At 63.1% G+C, this 19761-nt stretch carries 16 protein-coding genes; 7 read left to right on the forward strand and 9 right to left on the reverse strand.

Going from position 1 to position 19761, the window contains the following annotated elements; genetic code table 11:
- Positions 1–39: 39 nt before the first annotated feature.
- On the reverse strand, positions 40–960 hold the full coding sequence (rocF, locus tag Q9Q94_RS10105; protein ID WP_305979939.1) for an arginase: 921 nt from the start codon (positions 958–960) through the stop codon (positions 40–42).
- Positions 957–2255, reverse strand: a complete 1299-nt coding sequence (locus tag Q9Q94_RS10110) for a threonine/serine exporter ThrE family protein (RefSeq protein WP_305979940.1) — start codon at positions 2253–2255, stop codon at positions 957–959. The genes rocF and Q9Q94_RS10110 overlap by 4 nt, the downstream gene beginning before the upstream one ends.
- A gap of 190 nt (positions 2256–2445) precedes the next feature.
- On the opposite strand from Q9Q94_RS10110, the gene Q9Q94_RS10115 reads away from it, so the two are divergent.
- From Q9Q94_RS10115 to Q9Q94_RS10130, 4 genes are read left to right on the forward strand one after another with little or no spacing between them, the layout of a single operon-like run.
- Positions 2446–3372: a lysylphosphatidylglycerol synthase transmembrane domain-containing protein gene (locus Q9Q94_RS10115; RefSeq protein WP_305979941.1), complete on the forward strand. Its 927-nt coding sequence runs from the start codon at positions 2446–2448 to the stop codon at positions 3370–3372.
- Entirely contained in the window at positions 3369–4385 is a 1017-nt protein-coding gene (locus tag Q9Q94_RS10120; RefSeq protein ID WP_305979942.1) for a glycosyltransferase family 2 protein, read from the forward strand. The genes Q9Q94_RS10115 and Q9Q94_RS10120 overlap by 4 nt, the downstream gene beginning before the upstream one ends.
- Before the next feature lie 8 nt (positions 4386–4393).
- Complete coding sequence (locus Q9Q94_RS10125) at positions 4394–5950, forward strand: glycosyltransferase family 39 protein (RefSeq protein WP_305979943.1); 1557 nt, start codon at positions 4394–4396, stop codon at positions 5948–5950.
- On the forward strand, positions 5950–7464 hold the full coding sequence (locus tag Q9Q94_RS10130) for a glycosyltransferase family 39 protein (protein WP_305979944.1): 1515 nt from the start codon (positions 5950–5952) through the stop codon (positions 7462–7464). The genes Q9Q94_RS10125 and Q9Q94_RS10130 overlap by 1 nt, the downstream gene beginning before the upstream one ends.
- 67 nt (positions 7465–7531) lie before the next feature.
- Here the strand turns inward: Q9Q94_RS10130 and Q9Q94_RS10135 are convergent, their stop codons facing one another.
- Positions 7532–7753, reverse strand: coding sequence for a DUF1161 domain-containing protein (locus Q9Q94_RS10135; protein ID WP_305979945.1), 222 nt, complete (start codon positions 7751–7753; stop codon positions 7532–7534).
- A 120-nt stretch (positions 7754–7873) separates the two neighbouring features.
- Positions 7874–8335, reverse strand: a complete 462-nt coding sequence (locus tag Q9Q94_RS10140) for an anti-virulence regulator CigR family protein (protein ID WP_305979946.1) — start codon at positions 8333–8335, stop codon at positions 7874–7876.
- Between the two features lie 181 nt (positions 8336–8516).
- On the opposite strand from Q9Q94_RS10140, the gene Q9Q94_RS10145 reads away from it, so the two are divergent.
- Positions 8517–9806 carry an alginate lyase family protein gene (locus Q9Q94_RS10145; RefSeq protein WP_305979947.1) on the forward strand — a complete coding sequence of 430 codons (1290 nt, stop codon included), beginning with the start codon at positions 8517–8519 and terminating at the stop codon, positions 9804–9806.
- A gap of 174 nt (positions 9807–9980) precedes the next feature.
- On the opposite strand, the gene purL is transcribed toward Q9Q94_RS10145, so the two are convergent.
- Positions 9981–13907, reverse strand: a complete 3927-nt coding sequence (gene purL, locus Q9Q94_RS10150) for a phosphoribosylformylglycinamidine synthase (RefSeq protein ID WP_305979948.1) — start codon at positions 13905–13907, stop codon at positions 9981–9983.
- Positions 13908–14042: 135 nt separating this feature from the next.
- On the opposite strand from purL, the gene msrB reads away from it, so the two are divergent.
- Together msrB and Q9Q94_RS10160 are read left to right on the forward strand one after the other, a co-directional pair.
- Positions 14043–14441, forward strand: a complete 399-nt coding sequence (gene msrB, locus Q9Q94_RS10155; RefSeq protein ID WP_305979949.1) for a peptide-methionine (R)-S-oxide reductase MsrB — start codon at positions 14043–14045, stop codon at positions 14439–14441.
- 414 nt (positions 14442–14855) lie between these two features.
- On the forward strand, positions 14856–15245 hold the full coding sequence (locus tag Q9Q94_RS10160) for a hypothetical protein (protein WP_305979950.1): 390 nt from the start codon (positions 14856–14858) through the stop codon (positions 15243–15245).
- 30 nt (positions 15246–15275) lie between these two features.
- Here Q9Q94_RS10160 and Q9Q94_RS10165 read toward each other — a convergent pair whose 3' ends face one another.
- The 4 genes from Q9Q94_RS10165 to Q9Q94_RS10180 all read right to left on the reverse strand — a co-directional run bounded on the left by Q9Q94_RS10165 (position 15276) and on the right by Q9Q94_RS10180 (position 19741).
- Positions 15276–15869 (reverse strand): YigZ family protein, encoded by a 594-nt coding sequence (locus Q9Q94_RS10165; protein WP_305979951.1) that lies wholly within the window; start codon positions 15867–15869, stop codon positions 15276–15278.
- A gap of 75 nt (positions 15870–15944) precedes the next feature.
- Positions 15945–16658 carry a DUF599 domain-containing protein gene (locus Q9Q94_RS10170; RefSeq protein ID WP_305979952.1) on the reverse strand — a complete coding sequence of 238 codons (714 nt, stop codon included), beginning with the start codon at positions 16656–16658 and terminating at the stop codon, positions 15945–15947.
- Between the two features lie 263 nt (positions 16659–16921).
- Entirely contained in the window at positions 16922–18784 is a 1863-nt protein-coding gene (locus Q9Q94_RS10175; RefSeq protein ID WP_305979953.1) for an ABC transporter substrate-binding protein, read from the reverse strand.
- 123 nt (positions 18785–18907) lie between these two features.
- Positions 18908–19741, reverse strand: coding sequence for a helix-turn-helix domain-containing protein (locus tag Q9Q94_RS10180; protein ID WP_305979954.1), 834 nt, complete (start codon positions 19739–19741; stop codon positions 18908–18910).
- Between the last annotated feature and the right edge of the window lie 20 nt (positions 19742–19761).

Raw genomic sequence — 19761 nt, forward strand, 5'->3', positions numbered from 1 at the left:
CCACAAGCTTTAGGGCCGGGGCCGCCAACACCCTGAAAATCAGGGCTTCCGGCGCATCAGGGTCGATTTCCCGAACAGGCTTTCGAGCAGGTCGACAGCCAGATCAGCCGTCTTGTTGCGCACATCCAGCGCCGGGTTGAGTTCTACCACGTCCAGCGAACCCAGGCAGCCCGTGTCGGCAATCATTTCCATGCACAGCTGGGCTTCGCGGTAGGTCGGCCCGCCCGGCACGGTCGTCCCGACTCCAGGAGCGATCTCGGGGTCCAGAAAATCCACGTCGAAGCTCACGTGCAGATGGGTGTGCTCATCCAGCCCGAACAGGGCCTGCTCCATGGTGTGACGCATGCCGTTTTCGTCAATGTAGCGCATGTCGAAAACGTCCAGCCCCATCTCATGTACAAAGGTCTTCTCGCCTTCATCCACCGAGCGGATTCCGATTTGCCGGATGTCCGCGGGCGCCAGCGCGGGCAACTGCCCCGACAGGCCGGTCAGCTCCGCCGGGCCATGACCACACAGGCAGGCCACCGGCATGCCGTGCAGATTGCCACTGGGGGTGATCACCGAGGTATTGAAGTCGGCGTGTGCATCCAGCCACAGCACCCGCAAATGCTTGCCCTGCGCCCGGCAATGCCGTGCCACGGCACTGATCGAGCCGATGGCCAGGGAATGGTCACCGCCCAGCAGGATCGGCAGGCGCCCTGTCTGCAGTTCGGCCAGTACCGCATCATGAACGCAGTGGTTCCAGTGGATGACTTCTGCCAGATGACGGTAGCCCTCTACCGGCGGCAGCCAGGGATTGGTCGGCCCGGTCAGATTGCCCCGGTCATCCACCACCAGACCGTGGCTTTCCAGAATGGGTTTAAGGTCGGCCACACGCAGGGCTTCAGGGCCCATGGAGGCGCCGCGCATGCCTGCGCCGATGTCGGTGGGCGCGCCGATCAGGCTGATGTGGTGTTTCACGTGCGCACCTTGATCAGCAAGCGGAATACCTGCGATCCGATCCAGGCGCCGGCCAGCAGCCCCATGCCCATCGAGCCGACAACGAAAGCCGCCTTGAACATGTTGGCCAGCGTGCCGGCCACCAGCGTCAGGGATGCAGACGGGCCGGCAAAGGCAATATCCATCGCTCCGCCAATGCTGCGGAACATCAGCACGCCCGGCATCATCGGCACGGCCCCGGCAAAGGCCACGGCCGCAAACGGAATGCGCATGCTGCTGACCCAGCGGATCGCCATGAAACCGATGGCTACACAGGCGAACAAGGTGGCGATTTCAAGCTGCATGCCATTGGCCAGACACAGGTAACGGATGCCGTGGCCGACCATGCCGCAGGCTATCGAAGTCCACAGCACTCGCCAGGGCGCGTTGTAGAAAGCGCCGAAGCCGCAGGAGGCCACACCGGCCAGAACGATATCCAGCCACAGCGGGATCGGCTGGGCCGCCACCGTCGAAGGAGGCACGGTGGTCATGCCCAGAGTGAGCCAGCCACCCAGGAAGATGCCCATCGCCGCTGCCACCAGAATCCCGGCGGACAGGCCCAGACGCGGAATGCCGGTCTGCATGTTGTTTTCCAGCATGTCGTAGAGGCCGTTGATGAGGTGCGGCCCCGGCACCAGCATCAGCGCCGGCACGATCAGGCAGATGCCCGGCGTCTGGGTCCAGCCAAGCAGGATCACGATGCCGCCCAGCAATGAACCGATCAACGCCGCCACGAAGGGCATGGCAAACAGCACCGGGTGATAACGATGCATTTCCTGGCGGGCCAGCATGCCCAGCGCCGAAGACAGTGCGATCACCGCCATGCCGGCCCAGTCCGCTGCCAGCAGCCAGGCCAGAGCCCCAGCGGCCAGCCCGAACATCAGCGACAGCGTCCAGCGGCTGTGCCGCCCGGCCGTCTGCTCGACCTCGTCCAGCAGCTTGATGGCCTCAGGCAGCAGCATCTTGCCGGCACAGACCTTGTCGATGGTGCGATTGACTTCGGCACTCACTGCAATGTTGATGCGGAATTCCGGTGCCTGCGCATGCACATGCAGGCCGTCTGGCGTGTAAACCGTTACCGTGCGATAGCCCACCTGCACCTGCAGCGGCAGCCACAAGGCCTGGCCGATTTCTTCGAGCCGCTCGCGCAGGGACGACGTGCGCATGTTGTACTGGAGCAGCAGGCGCGCCACGCGCTGGATGAAACGCAACTCGTCAGATTCGTGGCTCAGCTTGCTGGCGGCCTCGGGGGAGGAAGAAATATAGGTGTCGCTCATGAAGTTTCTGTGGTGAATAGTTGCTGCGAGTGATCTGCCCGATGGGGCGTGAGCCGCAGCCAGATGGTAGACTTGCTGATTCAAGCAATCTCCGGACCTACGGCTTCCGAATCACGATGTTCCTGCAATTCAGTCACGGCGCGATGCTACCTGTCTTTAGTGTCCTTCGGCACATCTGCGGGTGTGCACATTGAAAACCTGGCTCAAACGTGGCGCCGGTCTGGCCATCACGCTCGGCCTGCTCGCCTGGGTGCTGCACGGCGCGCGCTGGCAGGAGGTGGGCACCAGTCTGGCGCACATCAGCGTTCTTGAACTCGCACTGGCCATCGCCGCCTTCGCCGCCAGCTACCTCTTGCGTGCGGCCCGCGTACACGATGAGTTTGCCGAGGAAACCGGCGCCCGCTTCGTCGCCATCCTGCGCCTGACCCTGCTGCACAACGCCTCGATCAACATCCTGCCCTTCCGCAGCGGCGAGGCCACCTTCCCGATCCTGCTCAACCGCTGGTTCGGCGTACCCAGCACCCGCGCCGTCGTGGCGCTGCTGTGGCTGCGCATTCAGGATGCCTTCGTGGTGCTGGCGCTGGCCGCCTTCGTCTGGCCGAACCTGCACCCGGCGCTACGTGCCGCGTGGATTGCCGCCGTCGTGTTCGCGGCCTGGCTCATCCCGGTGTGGGCCGCACGCCACCCGGAGCTTGAAGCCCGCGCAGGCAAACTCGCCACCACCGTACACCGTATCCGCGCGGCACTCGCCGAATCCACCCGCCACCACGGCCGTGGCTGGCTATGGACCATCGCCAACTGGTCGCTGAAACTTGCCGCGCAAGCCTGGCTGCTCGGGGCACTGCTTCAAGACTCAGTGTGGACGGGCCTCTCCGGCGCATTGGGCGTGGAACTGGCGGCCATCCTGCCGATTCAGGGGGTGGCCGGTTTCGGCACCTACGAAGCCGGTGGCGCCGCCCTGCTCGCCCCACATGGCATTCCTTTTGCCGCCGGCCTGAACGCCGCGCTGGCCCTGCATCTTTTCGTGATCGCCAGCGCGCTTGTCGCCGGCGGTCTGGCGCTGGCCTTCCTGCCCGCCGCCGAACCCGCTTCAAAACTTGAAAGTCCGCAACCATGAGCGAAACCACTCCCGTCATCAGCGTCCCGGCGCACACCCTGTCCATCGTCATCCCGATGTACAACGAGGCCGAAAACGTCGAGCCGATGATCACCCGCGTGCATGAAGGCCTGGCCGGCTACGCCCATCCCTGGGAGCTGATCCTGGTGGATGACGGCAGCTCGGACGCCACGCCCAACGAGCTGCGCCGCGTCGGCGCCAAGTTCGGCCCGCACGTGCGCCCGGTGATCCTGATGCGCAATTTCAAGCAGACCGCCGCCATGCAGGCAGGCATCGACGCTGCCCGCGGCGACGTGATCGTCACGCTGGACGGTGACCTGCAGAACGACCCGGCAGACATTCCGCGCATGGTCGGCCGCCTGCTCAATGAAGATCTGGACATGGTTGCCGGCTGGCGCAAGAACCGCAAGGACGCGCTGGTCCTGCGCAAGATTCCCTCGCGCATCGCCAACCGCCTGATCGCGCGCATCACCGGCGTGACGCTGAACGACTACGGCTGCAGCCTCAAGGCCTTCCGCGCCGATGTGCTCAAGAACATCCGCCTGTATGGCGAAATGCACCGTTTCATCCCGGCCTGGCTGGCCACCGTCACCACCCCGCGGCGCATTGCCGAAGAGGTCGTCACTCACCACGCCCGCCAGTTCGGCGAGAGCAAGTACGGCATCTCGCGCACCTTCCGCGTAGTGCTCGACCTGATCTCGGTGTACTTCTTCATGCGCTTCCGTGCGCGCCCGGGGCACTTCTTCGGCGGTGCCGGCCTGATCCTCGGCGCCATCGGCAGCCTGATCCTCAGCTACATGGCCGTGCTCAAGTTCGTGATGGGCGAGTCCATCGGCACCCGTCCGCTGCTGATGGTCGGCTTCTTCTCGATCATCATGGCCGTGCAGTTCATCCTCTCCGGCGTGCTGGCCGAAACGCTGGCCCGCATCTACTTCGAGTCCGGCGCCGGCAAGCTCTATCAGGTGCGCAACCCGGACAACCTGACGGCGGATGAGGCCTGGCATAAGGCCTGAAGCACGCAATGGATCAAACCGGCAACTCTCTTTCGTCCTCAGCGCGCTGGCTTCTCTTTCTCCTGCCCGCCGTCCTGTTCCTGATGAACCTCGGCGGGGCGCCGCTGTTCGACGTGGACGAAGGCGCGTTCTCGGAAGCGACGCGCGAGATGTTCGTGCGCCACGACTTTCTGTCGACCTGGCTCAACGGAGCGCCACGCTTTGACAAGCCGATCCTGATTTACTGGTGTCAGGCGGTGTTCGTGTGGCTGTTCGGGCCAAATGAGTGGAGCTTCCGCCTGCCCTCGGCACTGGCTGCCTCGGGCTGGTGCTATGCCGTCGGCCTGTTCGCCTGGCAACGTTTCGGCCGCACTGCCGGGATTCTGGCCTGCGGCATCGCCGCAACCAGTCTGGGCGTGCATGTGATCGGCCGTGCCGCCACCGCTGATGCGCTGCTCAACATGCTGCTCGCACTTGCCCTGCTGGATGGCTGGCGCCATCTGGAATCCGGCCAGCGCACACCGCTCTTGCGCAGCTATGTTTGGATCGGACTGGGCGTGCTCACCAAGGGACCGATCGCCTTGCTGGTGCCGGGCGCCACCACGCTGATCTACTGCCTGACGGCGCATCGTTTCAAGGACTGGCTGCGCAGCGTGTTCAACCCGCTTGGCTGGGTGATCCTGCTGGCGATCACGGTGCCCTGGTATGCCGCAGCGCTGGCGATTCACGGTCAGGATTTCATCAACGGCTTCATCCTCAAGCACAACGTGCAGCGTTTCTCGGGCTCGCTGGAGGGGCATTCGGGCAGCATGTTCTATTACGTGCTGATGATCCCGGCCCTGCTGCTGCCCTGGCTTTCCTGGCTGATCGCCGCCGTGCGCCAGTTGCCGGCAGACTGGAAATTGCCGGAACGGCGTTTCCTGTGGCTGTGGTTCCTGTTCGTGACGGTGTTCTTCTCGCTCTCCGGCACCAAGCTGCCACATTACGCGCTGTATGGCTGCACACCGCTGTTCGCACTGCTGGCGATCCACCGCGAGCGGGTCACGAATGTCTGGCTGGCGGCAGCGCCGCTGCTGGTGTTATTGGCCTTCTTCCTCGCACTTCCTGCGCTGGCCGCCTACGCCACGCCGGCAGGCTGGGTGAAGAATGCCTACTACCTCGCGCAGCTCGAACGCGTACAGGCTGCGATCCCGCATGGCTACTACGTCTTCACAGCACTGGTGCTGACAGCCGCTCTAGTCCTTCTTCTGCGCGCAGGCAAGCTGCAGATGCCCGCCTGGTGCGCCTCTCTGGGCATCGCCTGTGCGACGACGGTGTTGCTGGCCGTTTCGGTCGCGCCCTTTGTCGGCGATCTGTTGCAGGGGCCGGTGAAGCGCGCTGGTCTGGCCGCACGCCAGTATGCGGAGCCGACTGTGCTGTGGAATTTCCATGCGCCGAGCTTCTCGGTCTATCGCCAGCAGGTCAGCCCCACCGTGCAGGCCCAGCCGGGTCAGATTGCACTGACGCGGGTGGACCGCCTGCCGGCTGACGCGAATGTTGACGTGCTGTACAAGGAAGGCGGCGTCGTGCTGGTGAAGGTGAAGTAATGGAAGACTGGACCCGCATCCGCATGGGCAACGAGAAGCCCGAACCCAGCACCAGCCTGCCGCAGCCACTGTTGCTGCTGCTCCTGCTGGTGCTGCTGACGACCTACCGTCTGTGGGTGATCCCGCGTCTGGGCGTCACGCTGTATATCGACGAAGCACAGTACTGGACCTGGGCACAAGATCTGGACTGGGGCTATTTCTCCAAGCCACCGGTGATTGCCTGGCTGATTGCAGCCAGCACCGCTATCTTCGGCGACGGCCTGCTGGCCGTGAAGCTGCCGGCGCTACTGCTCTATCCCGCCACCGCCTGGCTGCTGTTCCTGCTCGGGCAGAAGCTCTTCGATGTGCGCGTGGGCTTCCGTGCCGGACTGGCCTTTGCCCTGATCCCCATCGTCTCGGCGCTGGGGCTGGCCATCTCGACCGATGCCCCGCTGCTGTTCTGCTGGACGGCGGCGATGCTCTGTCTGCTGCGTGCCATCGAGCGCGACCGGATGCGCGACTGGCTGTGGATGGGCGCGGCCGTCGGCGTGGGCATCATGGCCAAGTACACCATGGCGGCGTTTGCCGCGTCTGCCGTGCTTTACCTGCTGCTGGACCGTCGTCGCCGTCACCTGTTTGCCCATCCGGGCCTGTGGGCGGCCATCGCGCTGGCCTGCGTGATCGTGCTGCCCAACATCCTGTGGAACTGGGCGCATGACTTCCCGACCCTGCGCCACACCGCCGACATCACCCACGTAAGTTCCAATGACAAGGGCGGCAACCTGGGTGAATTCCTGCTCGCCCAGATCGGTTCGCTCGGCCCGGGCTTTGCGCTGGCGTTCTTCGGCGGACTGGTACTTGCCACGCGCAAATGGCGCGACCCACGCTACCAGTTCCTGCTGTGCTTCAGCCTGCCACTGCTGGGGCTGGTATTCGCCCAGGCGCTACGCTCCGAAGCCAATGGCAACTGGGCCGCGCCAGCCCTGCTTACCGCCTTGCTGCTGGGCGTGGTGCAGCTCTCGCGCATGCGTTCGCGCTGGTGGATGGCAGCGCTGGGGCTGAATCTCGTGCTGATGTTCGGCGCCTATCATCTTGGCGATTACTTCAGGCTCACCAGTCAGGTGCAGCCGGCCCGACTGGATCCGCTGAAACGGGCAAAAGGCTGGAGCCAGCTTGCCGCCCAGGTGCGTCCGCTGCTGGTCTCGCGTTCCGGAGCCATCTTGCTGACCAGCGACCGTACGATGATGGCGCATCTGCTGTACGAACTGCGCGACCTGCAGACAGACCATCTGGCCTGGGCACCCAATCAGCACCCCGGCGATCATTACCAGCTCACCACACCCCTGACCGAGGAGCCGAGCAGCCGCCCGCTGCTGCTGGTAACACAGGACGATGACTTCAATGCCATCAGCGAGCGTTTTACCAAAGCGGAAGCGCTGGCGCTGATCAACATCGAAGTCGAACCCGGTCTCAAGCGACACGCCAAGGTGATCCTGCTGGAAGGCTTCAAAGGCTATCCACGCGCCGCCGAATAAGTGGATCAATGAGTGTGAAACAAGAAAAAAGGGCCTCGCGGCCCTTTTTCATTTCACGCAGTCGCCATTACTGCTTCTTGTAGGCGATTTCCTTGCTGCCACCTTCACAGGTGCCCACCACCTTGGCATCCTTGGCCTCGCCCTTGGGCACGATTTCCAGGCTGTAGCTCTTCACGCCGTGCCCCTGGATGCGTGCGTCGATTTCGGACTTCAGCTCCTCACAGGATTTCATGGCGAAAGCCGGTGCGGCCAGCAGCGTCAGCATGACGGCAAACAAAACTGATTTCATGTTCGGTCCTCTCTGGATTCGGGTCTGGAAAAGCCACCACAGGCTGTGAAGGCTTCAAGCATGTGGCCCGAGTTTAAGCGCTCACGTGAGCAGCACACAGCCAGACCAAGGGGTATTTTTTCAGAACACCCCCGGCAGGATGTCCACAGGAATCTTCGTCCTGATGTTCACCAGCACCAGATCAACCCCGATCACCAGCCACTCATGCTCTGCATGCACCGGCAACCGGGCCAGCATGGCCGGTGGCACCTGCTTCTTCGCGATACCCGGCGGCAGCGGCTTGCCCTTGGCCAGGCGATTGCGCATGCCCGGAGGCAAAGGCTGGAAGCTGCCCTGCGGGATGCCTGCCTCATGAACCAGACTGCGCGCGCCTCCCAGCGTGATGCCGATGGAGATGCTTGCTGCACGCGGCTCTTCAGCCTGCAGCCTGTCCGCGCGCCCTTTCTTGTCGGGCTTGCCAGGGCGTTCCTCATCCTGCTGAAAGCCATGCGGATTGCCGTGAGCGCCATCCTTTTTGGCCTGCGCCAAGGGGGAACACAACATCAGGATGGCCAGAACCATGGCCGGGGTGCTTGCTCGCATCGCTCTCTCCATGCATCGGGAAACAGCTGAAGTCTAGCCCAATCCGGGGCGCCACTGCTGCATGCGCCCGGATCAGGGTTCGCCCAGCTTGCACAACCCAAAGGTAATCGTTTAACCTCGAGCGCAGCATTGATCCTAGCAACTCCGCTGAGCGCCGCGGACACACTTCTGGAGACACACCATGACGGCCCGTTTCAAGCTTCCCCACCTGCTCGCCAGCGCAGCCTGCGCCGTGGGTATTGCCGGCGGCGCGCTGGCTGCACCCCCGCAAGTCATCACCATGGATGGCCACTACCTTGAATACGCCAGACAGCGCGTGGCCGCGGGCGAAGCCATCCTGAAGCCGGCGCACGCCAAGCTGATCGAGGATGCCGGCGCCCTGCTGAAAGTGACACCGGAAGCCGTGACCTACAAGAAGATCATGCCGCCCAGTGGCGACAAGCACGACTACATGAGCCTCGCGCCCTACTGGTGGCCGGACCCGACCAAACCGGACGGCCTGCCCTACATCCAGAAAGATGGTCAGTTCAACCCCTCGTCCAAGAACGGCGATACCGATTCGGTACGCATGCAGATCATGTGTCTGGGCACCCAGAACCTGTCGCTGGCCTATTACTTCACCGGCGACACGAAGTACGCAAAAAAGGCCGCTGACTTCATCCGCACCTGGTTCCTTGATCCGCAGACCCGCATGAACCCGAACCTGCGTTACGGCCAGGCCGTGATGGGCCGGGTCGACGGTCGGGGCATCGGTCTGATCGACACCCGCAACCTGTGGATGGTGATCGACGCCGTGGCCCTGCTGGAGCCGGCGAGCGTGCTGACTCCGGCGGAAATCACCGAGCTGAAGAAATGGTTCAAGGACTTCAATACCTGGATGCTGACCAGCGACACCGGCATTGAGGAATTCAACGCCCACAACAACCACGGCACCTTCTACGACATGCAGGTGGCGAACTACGCCCTGTTTGCCGGCGACATGAAAACCGCAAAGCAGGCGGTAGAACGCGGTGTCGACCTGCGCATCGCCAGCCAGATTTCACTGGAAGGCAAGCAGTACGCCGAGCTGGAGCGCACCACGCCCTTCCACTACACGGCCTTCAATCTGGAGGCGATGAGCAATCTCGCGCGCTATGGCGAGCAGGTGAAGGTGGATGTCTGGAAGAAGCGCGACAAGACGCGCGGCATCAAGAATGGCATCAACTATCTCGCCAAATTTGCCGCACAACCGGAGACCTGGCCTTACCCGGAGCTGGAAGGCAAGCCGGAAACCGAGTTGGCCCTGGGCGTGATGCTGCGTGCCGAGCGCGCTTACGGCGGCGGTGGCTACGCCAACGTGGTGGCCCAGCTGCCGGTGAGCAGCTTCAACACACAGGAAATCATCGCCATGAGCAAGCTGCTCGGCACGCCGCCGCCCACCACGCTCAACAGCATCGACCGGCTGATCTGGCCGGTGATGCCGAAAAAATGAGCCCTGCCCGCAGAGCCGCTTGTGGCGGGCCTGAGAGGGCAGGTCTTCTGAAGACTCAAGCCCGGCAAGCCTTTTCAGCCATGCATGCCGGAGACGTCCGCCACAAGCGCCTCTGCAGGGAGACGTAAAAAAGGGACCTCACGGTCCCTTTTTTTGCGGCAACTTGCAGCCAGATCACCCCAGCCAGACGCGCGCGTTGCGGAACATGCGCATCCACGGTGAATCCTCTCCCAACGAATCCGGCGCCCAGCTCATCTGCACCGTGCGACGGCAGCGTTCCGGGTGCGGCATCATGATCGTAAAGCGGCCGTCAGCAGTCGTCAGACCGGTGATGCCGGCCGGCGAACCATTCGGGTTGGCCGGGTACTGACTGGCGACTTCGCCGTTGTTGGCGATGAAGCGCAGCGACACCAGAGCCTGATCTTGGGCGCCATGCTGGCTGAAATCCGCCCGGCCTTCGCCGTGGCTGACCACGATGGGCATGCGACTGCCAGCCATGCCGGCGAGCAGAATGCTCGGGGACTCCAGCACTTCGACCATCGCCGTGCGTGCCTCGAACTGCTCGCTGCGGTTGCGCTGGAAGCGCGGCCAGGCATCCGCACCCGGAATGATCTCGGCGAGGTTGCTCATCATCTGGCAACCGTTGCACACGCCCAGTGCGAAAGTGTCTTTACGCTGGAAGAAACCGGCGAACTGCTCACGCAACTTGTCGTTGAACAGGATGGACTTGGCCCAGCCCTGCCCCGCGCCGAGCACGTCGCCATACGAGAAGCCGCCGCACGCCGCCAGGCCATGGAAGTCCGCCAGATTGACGCGGCCGGCCATCAGGTCGGACATATGCACGTCAAACGGCGCGAAGCCGGCCGCCTCGAAAGCCGAAGCCATTTCGTTCTGCGAATTCACGCCCTGCTCGCGCAGGATCACCACCTTCGGCCGCGCACTGGCCTTGGCAATATACGGCGCTGCCACATCTTCAGCCGCGTTGAAGCTCAGCGCGACGGACAGGCCTGGATCGACCTTGTCGGCCAGCGCGGCGAATTCCTGATCGGCGCTGGTTGCGTCGTCACGGATGCGGGCGATTTCATGGCTGACCTCGCTCCACACCTGCAGCAACTCGTGCACATCAGCTTCGAACACGGTCTTGGCGTTACGGCGAATACGCAACGCGCCGCGATCATTCGGGAAGCCGATGAAGTGGGTTTCAGCGCCCAGCCCGGCTTCGCGCAGCATGGCCTGCACGCGCTCGCGGTCGCTGCGACGGATCTGCACGACGGCGCCGAGTTCTTCGGCAAACAGCGCGCCAAAGACGCGATCATTGAAGCGGCCCTTGAGCATGTCCGGACGCTTCTCCGCGCCATCGATGTCATTGACCATGTCGTCGTAGCACACCGAATCCAGCTCGATCGAAATGCCAGTGCGAGCGGCGAAGGCCATCTCGGCCAGCGTCGTGAACAAGCCGCCGTCGGAACGGTCGTGGTAGGCCAGCAGCAGGTCGGCTTGCTTGAGCGCGGTGATGCCCTTGAAGAAAGCCTTCATGGTCGCTGCGTCGATATCCGGCGCGTGTTCGCCGACCGAATTGTAGGCCTGCGCGAGGATCGAACCGCCGAGGCGATGCTTGCCCTTGCCCAGATCGATCAACACCAGTTCGGTTTCGAGGCCGGCTTCGATCTTCAACTGCGGCGTCAGGGTCTTGCGGATGTCCTGCACCGGCGCAAACGCCGTGGAAATCATGGACAGCGGCGAGGTCACGGACTTCGCTTCTTCGCCGTCCTTCCAGGTCGTGCGCATCGACAGTGAATCCTTGCCGACCGGAATCGAAAGATCGGCGCCGATACAGAATTCGGACACAGCCTTGACCGTATCGAACAGGCGCGCATCTTCGCCACGCTGGCCACAGGCGGCCATCCAGTTGGCGGAAAGCTTGATGTCGCCGATCTTCGCCACGTCTGCCGCAAGCAGATTGGTGATGGATTCGCCCACGGCCATGCGACCCGAAGCGGCTGGATTCACGCAGGCCAGCGGCGTGCGTTCGCCCATCGCGAAAGCATCGCCAGTGTAGCCGTGGAAGCTCATCGCAGTGACGGCCACATCGGCCACCGGGGTCTGCCAGGGGCCGACCATCTGGTCGCGCGCGGTCAGGCCGCCCACCGAGCGGTCCCCGATGGTGATCAGGAAGGATTTGCTGGCCACGGCCGGCATGCGCAGCACGCGCAGCGCGGCGTCAGCCACATCGATCTCGCTCACGTCGAAAGGCGGCAGGTAGATCGGGCGCGTGGCCACGTCACGGGTCATCTTCGGCGGTTTGCCGAGCAGCACCTGCATGTCCATGTCGACCGCGTGATTGCCGAAGTGGCTATCGGTCACCTGCAGGCGACCGTCACCGGTCGCGGTGCCGACCACAGCAAACGGACAACGCTCGCGGGCACAGAAGGATTCGAAGAGGCCAAGCGACTCGGGCGCAATCGCCAGCACATAGCGCTCTTGCGACTCGTTTGACCAGATTTCACGCGGGCTCATGCCCGGTTCTTCGATCTGGATATTGCGCAGCTCGAAATGCGCGCCGAGCTCGGCAAAATCCGCCAGCTCCGGCATCGCATTGGACAAGCCACCCGCGCCCACGTCGTGCATGGCCAGAATCGGGTTCTTGTCGCCGAGTTGCCAGCAGGCGTCGATCACCTCTTGGGCGCGACGCTCCATTTCCGGGTTGCCACGCTGCACCGAGGCGAAGTCCAGATCCGCCGCATTGCTGCCGGTGGCCATTGAGGAAGCCGCGCCACCGCCCAGACCGATCAGCATGCCGGGGCCGCCGAGCTGGATCAGCAGCGTGCCGGGGGCAAACCTGGTCTTGAAGGATTGCTCGGCCTGAATGCTGCCAAGGCCACCAGCGATCATGATCGGCTTGTGATAGCCGCGCACTTCGCCTTCGACTTCCTGCTCGAAGGTACGGAAATAGCCGGTCAGGTTCGGGCGGCCGAATTCGTTGTTGAAAGCAGCTGCGCCGAGCGGGCCTTCGATCATGATGTCCAGCGCCGAGGCAATACGCTCGGGCTTGCCGTATTGCTTCTCCCAGGGCTGGGTGGCGCCCGGGATGTTCAGGTTCGACACGGTGAAGCCCGCCAGACCGGCCTTCGGACGCGAACCGCGACCGGTGGCACCTTCGTCGCGAATCTCGCCACCGGAGCCGGTGGACGCGCCCGGGAACGGTGAAATCGCGGTCGGGTGATTATGCGTTTCCACCTTGGCGAGGATGTGGGTCAGTTCCTTGCGGTACTTCCACTGCCCTTCGCCATCGGGGTAGAAGCGGTCAATTTCGAAGCCTTCAATGATCGAGGCGTTATCCGCGTAGGCCACCACGGTGCCTTCCGGGTGGGCCTTGTGCGTATCCTTGATCATGCCGAAGAGCGACTTCTCTTCCTTGCGGCCGTCGATGATCCAGTCGGCATTGAAAATCTTGTGGCGGCAGTGCTCGGAGTTGGCCTGCGCGAACATCATCAGCTCGACATCGGTCGGGTTGCGCTGAACTTTCGTGAAGTTCTCGACCAGATAATCGATCTCGTCTTCCGACAGGGCCAGACCCAGTTCGGTATTGGCGACAACCAAGGCAGCACGGCCGCCAGCGAGAATGTCGACGCTGGTCAGAGGCTGCGGGGCGTAGTGGGCGAAGAGGCCGGCGGCGGCATCCACCGAGTCCAGCACCGATTCAGTCATGCGGTCATGCAGCAGCGGCAGCACGGCCTCGCGCGCGAACTTGCCATTCAGCGAAAACTGGATACCACGCTCGATACGCACCACCTTGGCGAAGCCACAGTTGTGGGCAATATCGGTGGCCTTTGAGGACCAGGGCGAGATCGTACCCAGACGCGGCGTCACCAGCAGATTCGTGCCGGCGGGCGCAGCAGCAGTGGCCGGGCGGGCATCGAGCAGATCAACCAGACGCTCCAGTTCCTGCGCCGAAAGCGCTTCCTTGATCTCCACGAAATACCAGAACTCGGCGGCCAGCCCGCTGAGCTTCACGCCAGCGCTGGTCAGAGATTCGGAAAGACGGGACAGACGCGAAGCCGAGAAGGCCGGTGCGCCGCGAAGGCTGAGAATTTCGGACATGAAGGATACTCTGGAGTGAAACCGGCAAGACCCGGTCTGAGGGAGGCGCGATTATACCGGAAGCGCCCCTCCAAAACCCCGCCAAAATGCCGTAAGGTCTTGAAGATAGAACAATCACACCCACAGAGAGAACACATGCCCCGTCAAATCGAGAAGTCCGACGCCGAATGGCGCGAAGTGTTGGACCCGGAGCAGTTCCGCGTCGCTCGCATGAAAGGCACAGAGCGACCGTTCACCGGCGAATACTGGAACGTATGGGATGCCGGCGAATATCACTGCCGCTGCTGCGGTGCCGAGTTGTTCAATTCAGAGGCCAAGTTTGATGCCGGCTGCGGCTGGCCGAGCTTCCACAGTGTGGCCGCAGCGGAGAATGTCGGTCAGGTCGAGGATTTCAGTCACGGCATGTATCGCACCGAGGTGATCTGCCAGCAGTGCGGCGCGCATCTGGGTCATGTTTTTGATGACGGCCCGGAGCCCACTGGACAACGCTACTGCATCAATTCAGCATCAATCCGGCTGGAGAAAAAGGCCTGAGCCGGAAAGCGTCCGGCCTGCCACGCTGAGCGTTGGCAGGGGCCCGGATGCAAATTCTCCGGCACAAAAGCAAGAAGCCCATGCGTTTCAAGCATGGGCTTCGTAAATCCAGACCCTGGGCACACATGGCCCGGGTATTCGGCTTAAGCCGTTGAGGTCTTACCCGGCACTCTTGAAAAACTGCGGCGGACTACCCAGCATAGGGCCTCCTCTCACTTGCAATGCACCATTCCGGACAAATCATTAACTTGCTGTACCACGATTTCAGGCTAGTACTTTGAAATGAAAAGTACAACGTTTTTCAGAGAAAAAATCTCTCAAGTCCTTCGGCTACGGGAGTCAATACAGGCCGCCCGGATTTCATATTCACTCCGGACGGATCCGGCATGAAGACAGATGCAGCAAGGAATCACGATGACCGATAACGCATCTCCAGCAACGCTCGATCCGGGCACAGGAACACCGGAAGTGGGCATTCGTGCAGCCGCGATTTACGCTCTCGTTGCTCACCGGCTTGAGGCTTTCTACGATCACGCACACTGGATCACCCAGGCGCAAGGTGCAGCGCTCTGCAACGACTGGCTGATGCGCTCGAAGCAACGCTTGTCACTGAGCGAGCGCCGGCATCTGTCGGATCTGAGTGATCAGGTCGCCACACAGATCCGGAATGGTCTGTCACGCGAAGCCGGCCTGTACACGGCACACGAACTCATGGAATCCCTGGACCCGCGGCATGTCTCCGAGCTGGGGGCGTCGATCATGGAAGAGTGCGTGCGCGTACTCAAGGCAACGCCTGCAGAATGAGGGCAATCGCGGGTTTTCAAAAACGCAGCCCTATCCGGTGAAGGCGCTCACCCCGATACGCCCCTGCCCTGCTTCGTTCAGCCGCTCGATGAAGGCATCGGCCTGCGTTTCCGGCAGACGGATGATGAACTCCACCAGCGCACCATGCCGGACTTCGAGCAGCGTCGCACCGGCGCTGTCGACCGCCCTGCGCACCATGCCTTCCTGTGCGTAAGGCGCTTGGCATCGCAAGCTGCGCAGCCGGATGAGAGGCACCTTTCTGGCATCCCGAAGCGCCTCTGCAACAGAACCCGTGTAAGCGCGCACCAGCCCCCCCGCTCCCAGCGGAGTGCCACCGTAGTAGCGTACGACGGTGGCGAGCACACCTTCCAGATCCTGATGCCGCAAGACTTCCAGCATCGGGCGACCCGCCGTGCCGCTAGGCTCGCCATCGTCCACCGCCGCCGATTGACCACCGGCGAGCAGCGCCCAGCACACATGCGAGGCGGCCGGATGCTGCGCCCACAGTTCCGCCACACGCTGCTGGGCCGCGGTCCGGTCCGGCACACTCTCGACACAGCCGAGAAAACGGCTTTTCTTGATCAGAAGTTCGCTGTGAACAGGCGCGGCAAGGCTGTAGGACATGAGTGCAGAATGCAAGGAAAAAAGAGGCTCCGCGCAGTGTAGCGGAGCGATGAATCACCGATTTTTTCTGCGCTCCTAGCCCTTCATTTCATCCGCTTCGCGCAGCGCCCGCAGCACCGGCGAATCGAATTCACGTCGCGCCTGCACATACACCACCACCGTCGTTGCGACGATGAACAGCCATGGCGAAAGCATCCAGCCGAGCACGGCCAGGCCGAAGTAATAGGCGCGCAGGCCACGATTGAAATCATCACCGGCGCAGGTATTTACCGCCGCGTGTTTCTGGGCAAAACGCTCCAGTTCGCCTGGGTCGGATTCCTTGGGCGGCACGGCACCGGTGGTGATCGAGAGAACATTGAACTGGCGCAATGCCCAGGTGAACTTGAAATAGGCCACCACGAAAATGGTGATCAGCAGGATCAGTTTGAGCTCCATCGCCTCACGCGAGAAGCTGCGGGCGAACTGCAGCTCGGCAGCGGCGTCCATGAAGCGATCCAGCGTACCGAGCGTGGCAAACAGGCCGGCGATGATATAGATGGAGGTGTTGGCGTAGAAATTGACGCTGCTCACCAGATTGCTGACCAGCGCACAGTCCACGATGCGGTTCTCGCGCGTCAGCATCTGGCGCGCCCATTGCACGCGCAGGCGATGACCTTCGACGAGCAGGGTGGAATGCCCCTTCCAGCCTTTTTCCACGAGCCGCTCGTAGCCGAACCAGCAGATCAGGAACCAGCCCAGCGAGACCCAGTCCACCCATGAAAACTGGGAGAAGAAACTGAAGAACTGCATTGTTTGCACGCCCGGATGACAATCGGGCAAGCATGCCCGAGCCGCCGGGGCGGCGCAAGCAGCACTGATCGGCTGCCTGACGAGCCGCATGCGGGCTTGGTCTGCAAGCCACCTGTCCGGGAAGCCGCGCCCGGACTTAATCTTCAGGCAGGCATCTCGCAGAGGACCGCCAGAAGCCACTCTACAGACAGACATTGAAAGAGCTTGGGGACGGCCGGCCCCGGTGACCCGCCGTCCCCTACCCCGCCCCTCTCGAGGACGTCTTACTCGGTCATGAAATACTGCTGCGGCAACGAAGGATTCGGCGTCGGCCAGATCCACGCACCGGGCATGCTGTCCGGCACGCCGTGCAGACGGGAAGCACGAATGCCGGTCTGCGCGGGAGAACTTACCGTGCCGAGTACTTCGAGCTCGTCAGCAGCAATCACAAGAATCTGACGGAATAATCCGTCGGCTTCGGCATCGGTCTTGGCCGCCTTCCACTGATCCCACAACAGCAGACGGCGCTTCATGGCAGGCGACGGTTCGATGCCGCGCTGACCACCGGAGTTGTACCAGAGCACCCAGGGCAGGCTCTGGCGCGAATCGGCCGGGTGCTGGGCCAGATAGGCGCGCGGGTTCTGGGTCGGGTCGATGCCGCCGGAGACGACATCCACACCGATGTCGTAGTCGTTGGCGCGTGCCCGGTTGGCGACGACGACACGGTCCTGCGCCTCGATCAGCAACTCGATGCCGGCTGTTTTCCAGGCAGGCTGGATCAGCTTGAGCGTATCGACCATCTGGTTCGAGTAGTTGTTGACGATGGCACGCAGGCTCAGACGCTTGCCGTCGGGCAGCAGGCGATAGCCCTCACTGTCGCGCTGCGCCAGTCCCAGCGCGTCGAGCGCGCGGTTTGCGGCTGCAAGGTCGAATTGCGTGTGTTGCGCGGCCAGCTTCTGGTTGTAGAAGCGGTGTCCGGCCGGCGGGCCGACCTGCCAGGGTGTGACCTCGCCGAGGAACACCGTTTTGGCAATGGCTTCGCGGTCGATGGCTTGCGACAGCGCGGCCTTGAAGCGCACGTCAGCAAACAGCATGCGCAAGGCCTCGTTCGGCGTGGTGTGGTTCAGATACAGGCCAACCGCCGAGGCGTTCACATCCGGCAGGCGCAACATCACGTGACGACCTTGTGCCACCAGCGGTGCCAGTTGTGCGCGAAGGGCCACACCGCTGACGTGACGAATCTGCAGGTCGAGATCCCCTGCCACAGCGACGGCCTGAATGGCGGCTGCATCCTTGTAGAGATTGAACTGGATGGCATCCAGATACGGCAACTGCCGCCCGGCCTGATCGACCTGCCAGAAATACGGGTTGCGGCGCACCACCACGGCGGCAAGCCCGCGACCCATCGGTTCGCTGACGAGCCACGGGTCCAGCGTCGGTTTGGCGACTGTGGACCAGCGCTCACCCCAGGCCGGACATTCACGGTTGAAGCGCGCGACCCAGCCGGTGAAACCTGCCGCGCGCGCCTCGGCGTCCGCCTGCGGATTGTGGGCGGCGTGGAACTGCGCACAGTAGTGCTTCGGATAGATCACCGGATGATGGCCGTAGGGCCCGGCCAGCTCCTCGGGCAGCATGCGGTTGCCGGCGGCGAAACGGATGCGCACCTGCCAGGGGTCGATCTTCTCGGCACGCATGATTTGCCCGGCGGCCTGATAACGGTCGGCTGGTGCGCCGAACACCTCGCGCACGCCGATCACATCATTCACTGCGAAGACCACGTCGTCCGCGGTGAAGGGAGCTCCGTCAGACCAGCGCATGCCTCGCCGCAACTGAAAAACGTATTCGGTGGCGTCGGCATTCACCGTCCAGCCAGCGGCGATGTTGGGCAGGATGCGGTCGAACTTTTCATCCCAGCGCGTCATGCCTTGCGCGATGAAACGCAACACACCGTTCTCGTCACCAGTAGCGAGCAATGCCGTGCGCAAGGTGCCGCCATAGCGGCCATTCTTCTCACGCGCCTGCACGACTTCCGGCGCGTCCGGCAAGCGCCGTTGCACGGGCGCCAGATCGCCCGACGCCACTTTTGCGGCGAGTTCGGGAGCTTCGCTGAAAGCCTGGCTGTTCAGGCTGGCCAAGACGGCCATCATCGCCAGTGCACCGTGACAAAGACGGCTCCGCAATGGATAGCTCAGAAGCATATCTATTCTCTCGATGAAAACCGGCCCATCGCCGGCAGACCGAGAATGCTCTGTGCAAAGTGCAAGACTTGATCAGGATCGGCGTTTGAGCGGCTCAACCGGCAGATAGACCGCAAAGCGCCGCTCCTGCGGTGCGGTATACCCACTCACCGTGATCTCGCGCAGCAGCATGCGGGCGTCCCCGCGCAGCACGCAGCCCAGCGTCGCCCGCACTTCTTCGAGCACGCCCGGCAGCAAGGCTGCGCGTGGAAAGCGCAGCGTGTGCCAGACGGCATACAGCGCCTCTTCCTGCACAATCCGGTCGATCTGCGCAACCGGCTGGGTGAGCCCCAGCGCGGGAACGAAGTGCTGCACGGAAACGATGCGCTCGGGCGCGCCGCCCAGCGGGCAATCCCGATCCAGAGCGATCCAGTTGCGCCAGCGGCGCACCCCGGCAATGGCAAGATTGCCCACCAGCGGCACGGCGGCCGTGTGCTGCTCGCGCACGCAGCCCTGGTAGTTCATTGCATAGGCTGGCCGCTCGGGCAGCCGCTCCAGATACAGCGCTGGCAAGGGAGTGGCGACGGGCGCATGCACGAGGACCTGAGAGGGCGCAAATCCGAACTGGCGCACGAAGGCATGCGTGAAGGCCGCGCCCGAGCCGTACCCTGCCGCCAGACCAATATCCTGCAGATCGCCATGCCCGCTGCGGATCTGCTCCATGGCACGGGCCAGGCGCAGACGGCGCAAGGTCGCCAGCGGCGTTTCACCTACCTTGCTGCGGTACAGGCGCTCAAGCTGCGAAGGCGACAGACAGGCAAGATCCGCCAGTCGTGCCAGAGAAATATCTTCATCGAGATGCGTGCCGACATGCTCGATCACGCTGCGCACGCGGCGACTTTGCAGCGAGAAGAGTTCGACCGTCATGCGCATGGAAACTCGAAACC

Source organism: Uliginosibacterium sp. 31-16, assembly GCF_030730865.1.
In the GTDB taxonomy this organism is placed as follows: domain Bacteria; phylum Pseudomonadota; class Gammaproteobacteria; order Burkholderiales; family Rhodocyclaceae; genus Uliginosibacterium.

What these genes read in the sequence shown, in the direction of transcription:
- Q9Q94_RS10110 (WP_305979940.1), bottom strand. Translation starts at nt 2,255, where the DNA reads ATGAGCGACACCTATATTTCTTCCTCCCCCGAGGCCGCCAGCAAGCTG.
- Q9Q94_RS10120 (WP_305979942.1), top strand. Translation starts at nt 3,369, where the DNA reads ATGAGCGAAACCACTCCCGTCATCAGCGTCCCGGCGCACACCCTGTCC.
- Q9Q94_RS10125 (WP_305979943.1), top strand. Translation starts at nt 4,394, where the DNA reads ATGGATCAAACCGGCAACTCTCTTTCGTCCTCAGCGCGCTGGCTTCTC.
- Q9Q94_RS10130 (WP_305979944.1), top strand. Translation starts at nt 5,950, where the DNA reads ATGGAAGACTGGACCCGCATCCGCATGGGCAACGAGAAGCCCGAACCC.
- Q9Q94_RS10135 (WP_305979945.1), bottom strand. Translation starts at nt 7,753, where the DNA reads ATGAAATCAGTTTTGTTTGCCGTCATGCTGACGCTGCTGGCCGCACCG.
- Q9Q94_RS10140 (WP_305979946.1), bottom strand. Translation starts at nt 8,335, where the DNA reads ATGCGAGCAAGCACCCCGGCCATGGTTCTGGCCATCCTGATGTTGTGT.
- Q9Q94_RS10145 (WP_305979947.1), top strand. Translation starts at nt 8,517, where the DNA reads ATGACGGCCCGTTTCAAGCTTCCCCACCTGCTCGCCAGCGCAGCCTGC.
- purL (WP_305979948.1), bottom strand. Translation starts at nt 13,907, where the DNA reads ATGTCCGAAATTCTCAGCCTTCGCGGCGCACCGGCCTTCTCGGCTTCG.
- msrB (WP_305979949.1), top strand. Translation starts at nt 14,043, where the DNA reads ATGCCCCGTCAAATCGAGAAGTCCGACGCCGAATGGCGCGAAGTGTTG.
- Q9Q94_RS10160 (WP_305979950.1), top strand. Translation starts at nt 14,856, where the DNA reads ATGACCGATAACGCATCTCCAGCAACGCTCGATCCGGGCACAGGAACA.
- Q9Q94_RS10165 (WP_305979951.1), bottom strand. Translation starts at nt 15,869, where the DNA reads ATGTCCTACAGCCTTGCCGCGCCTGTTCACAGCGAACTTCTGATCAAG.
- Q9Q94_RS10170 (WP_305979952.1), bottom strand. Translation starts at nt 16,658, where the DNA reads ATGCAGTTCTTCAGTTTCTTCTCCCAGTTTTCATGGGTGGACTGGGTC.
- Q9Q94_RS10175 (WP_305979953.1), bottom strand. Translation starts at nt 18,784, where the DNA reads ATGATGGCCGTCTTGGCCAGCCTGAACAGCCAGGCTTTCAGCGAAGCT.
- Q9Q94_RS10180 (WP_305979954.1), bottom strand. Translation starts at nt 19,741, where the DNA reads ATGACGGTCGAACTCTTCTCGCTGCAAAGTCGCCGCGTGCGCAGCGTG.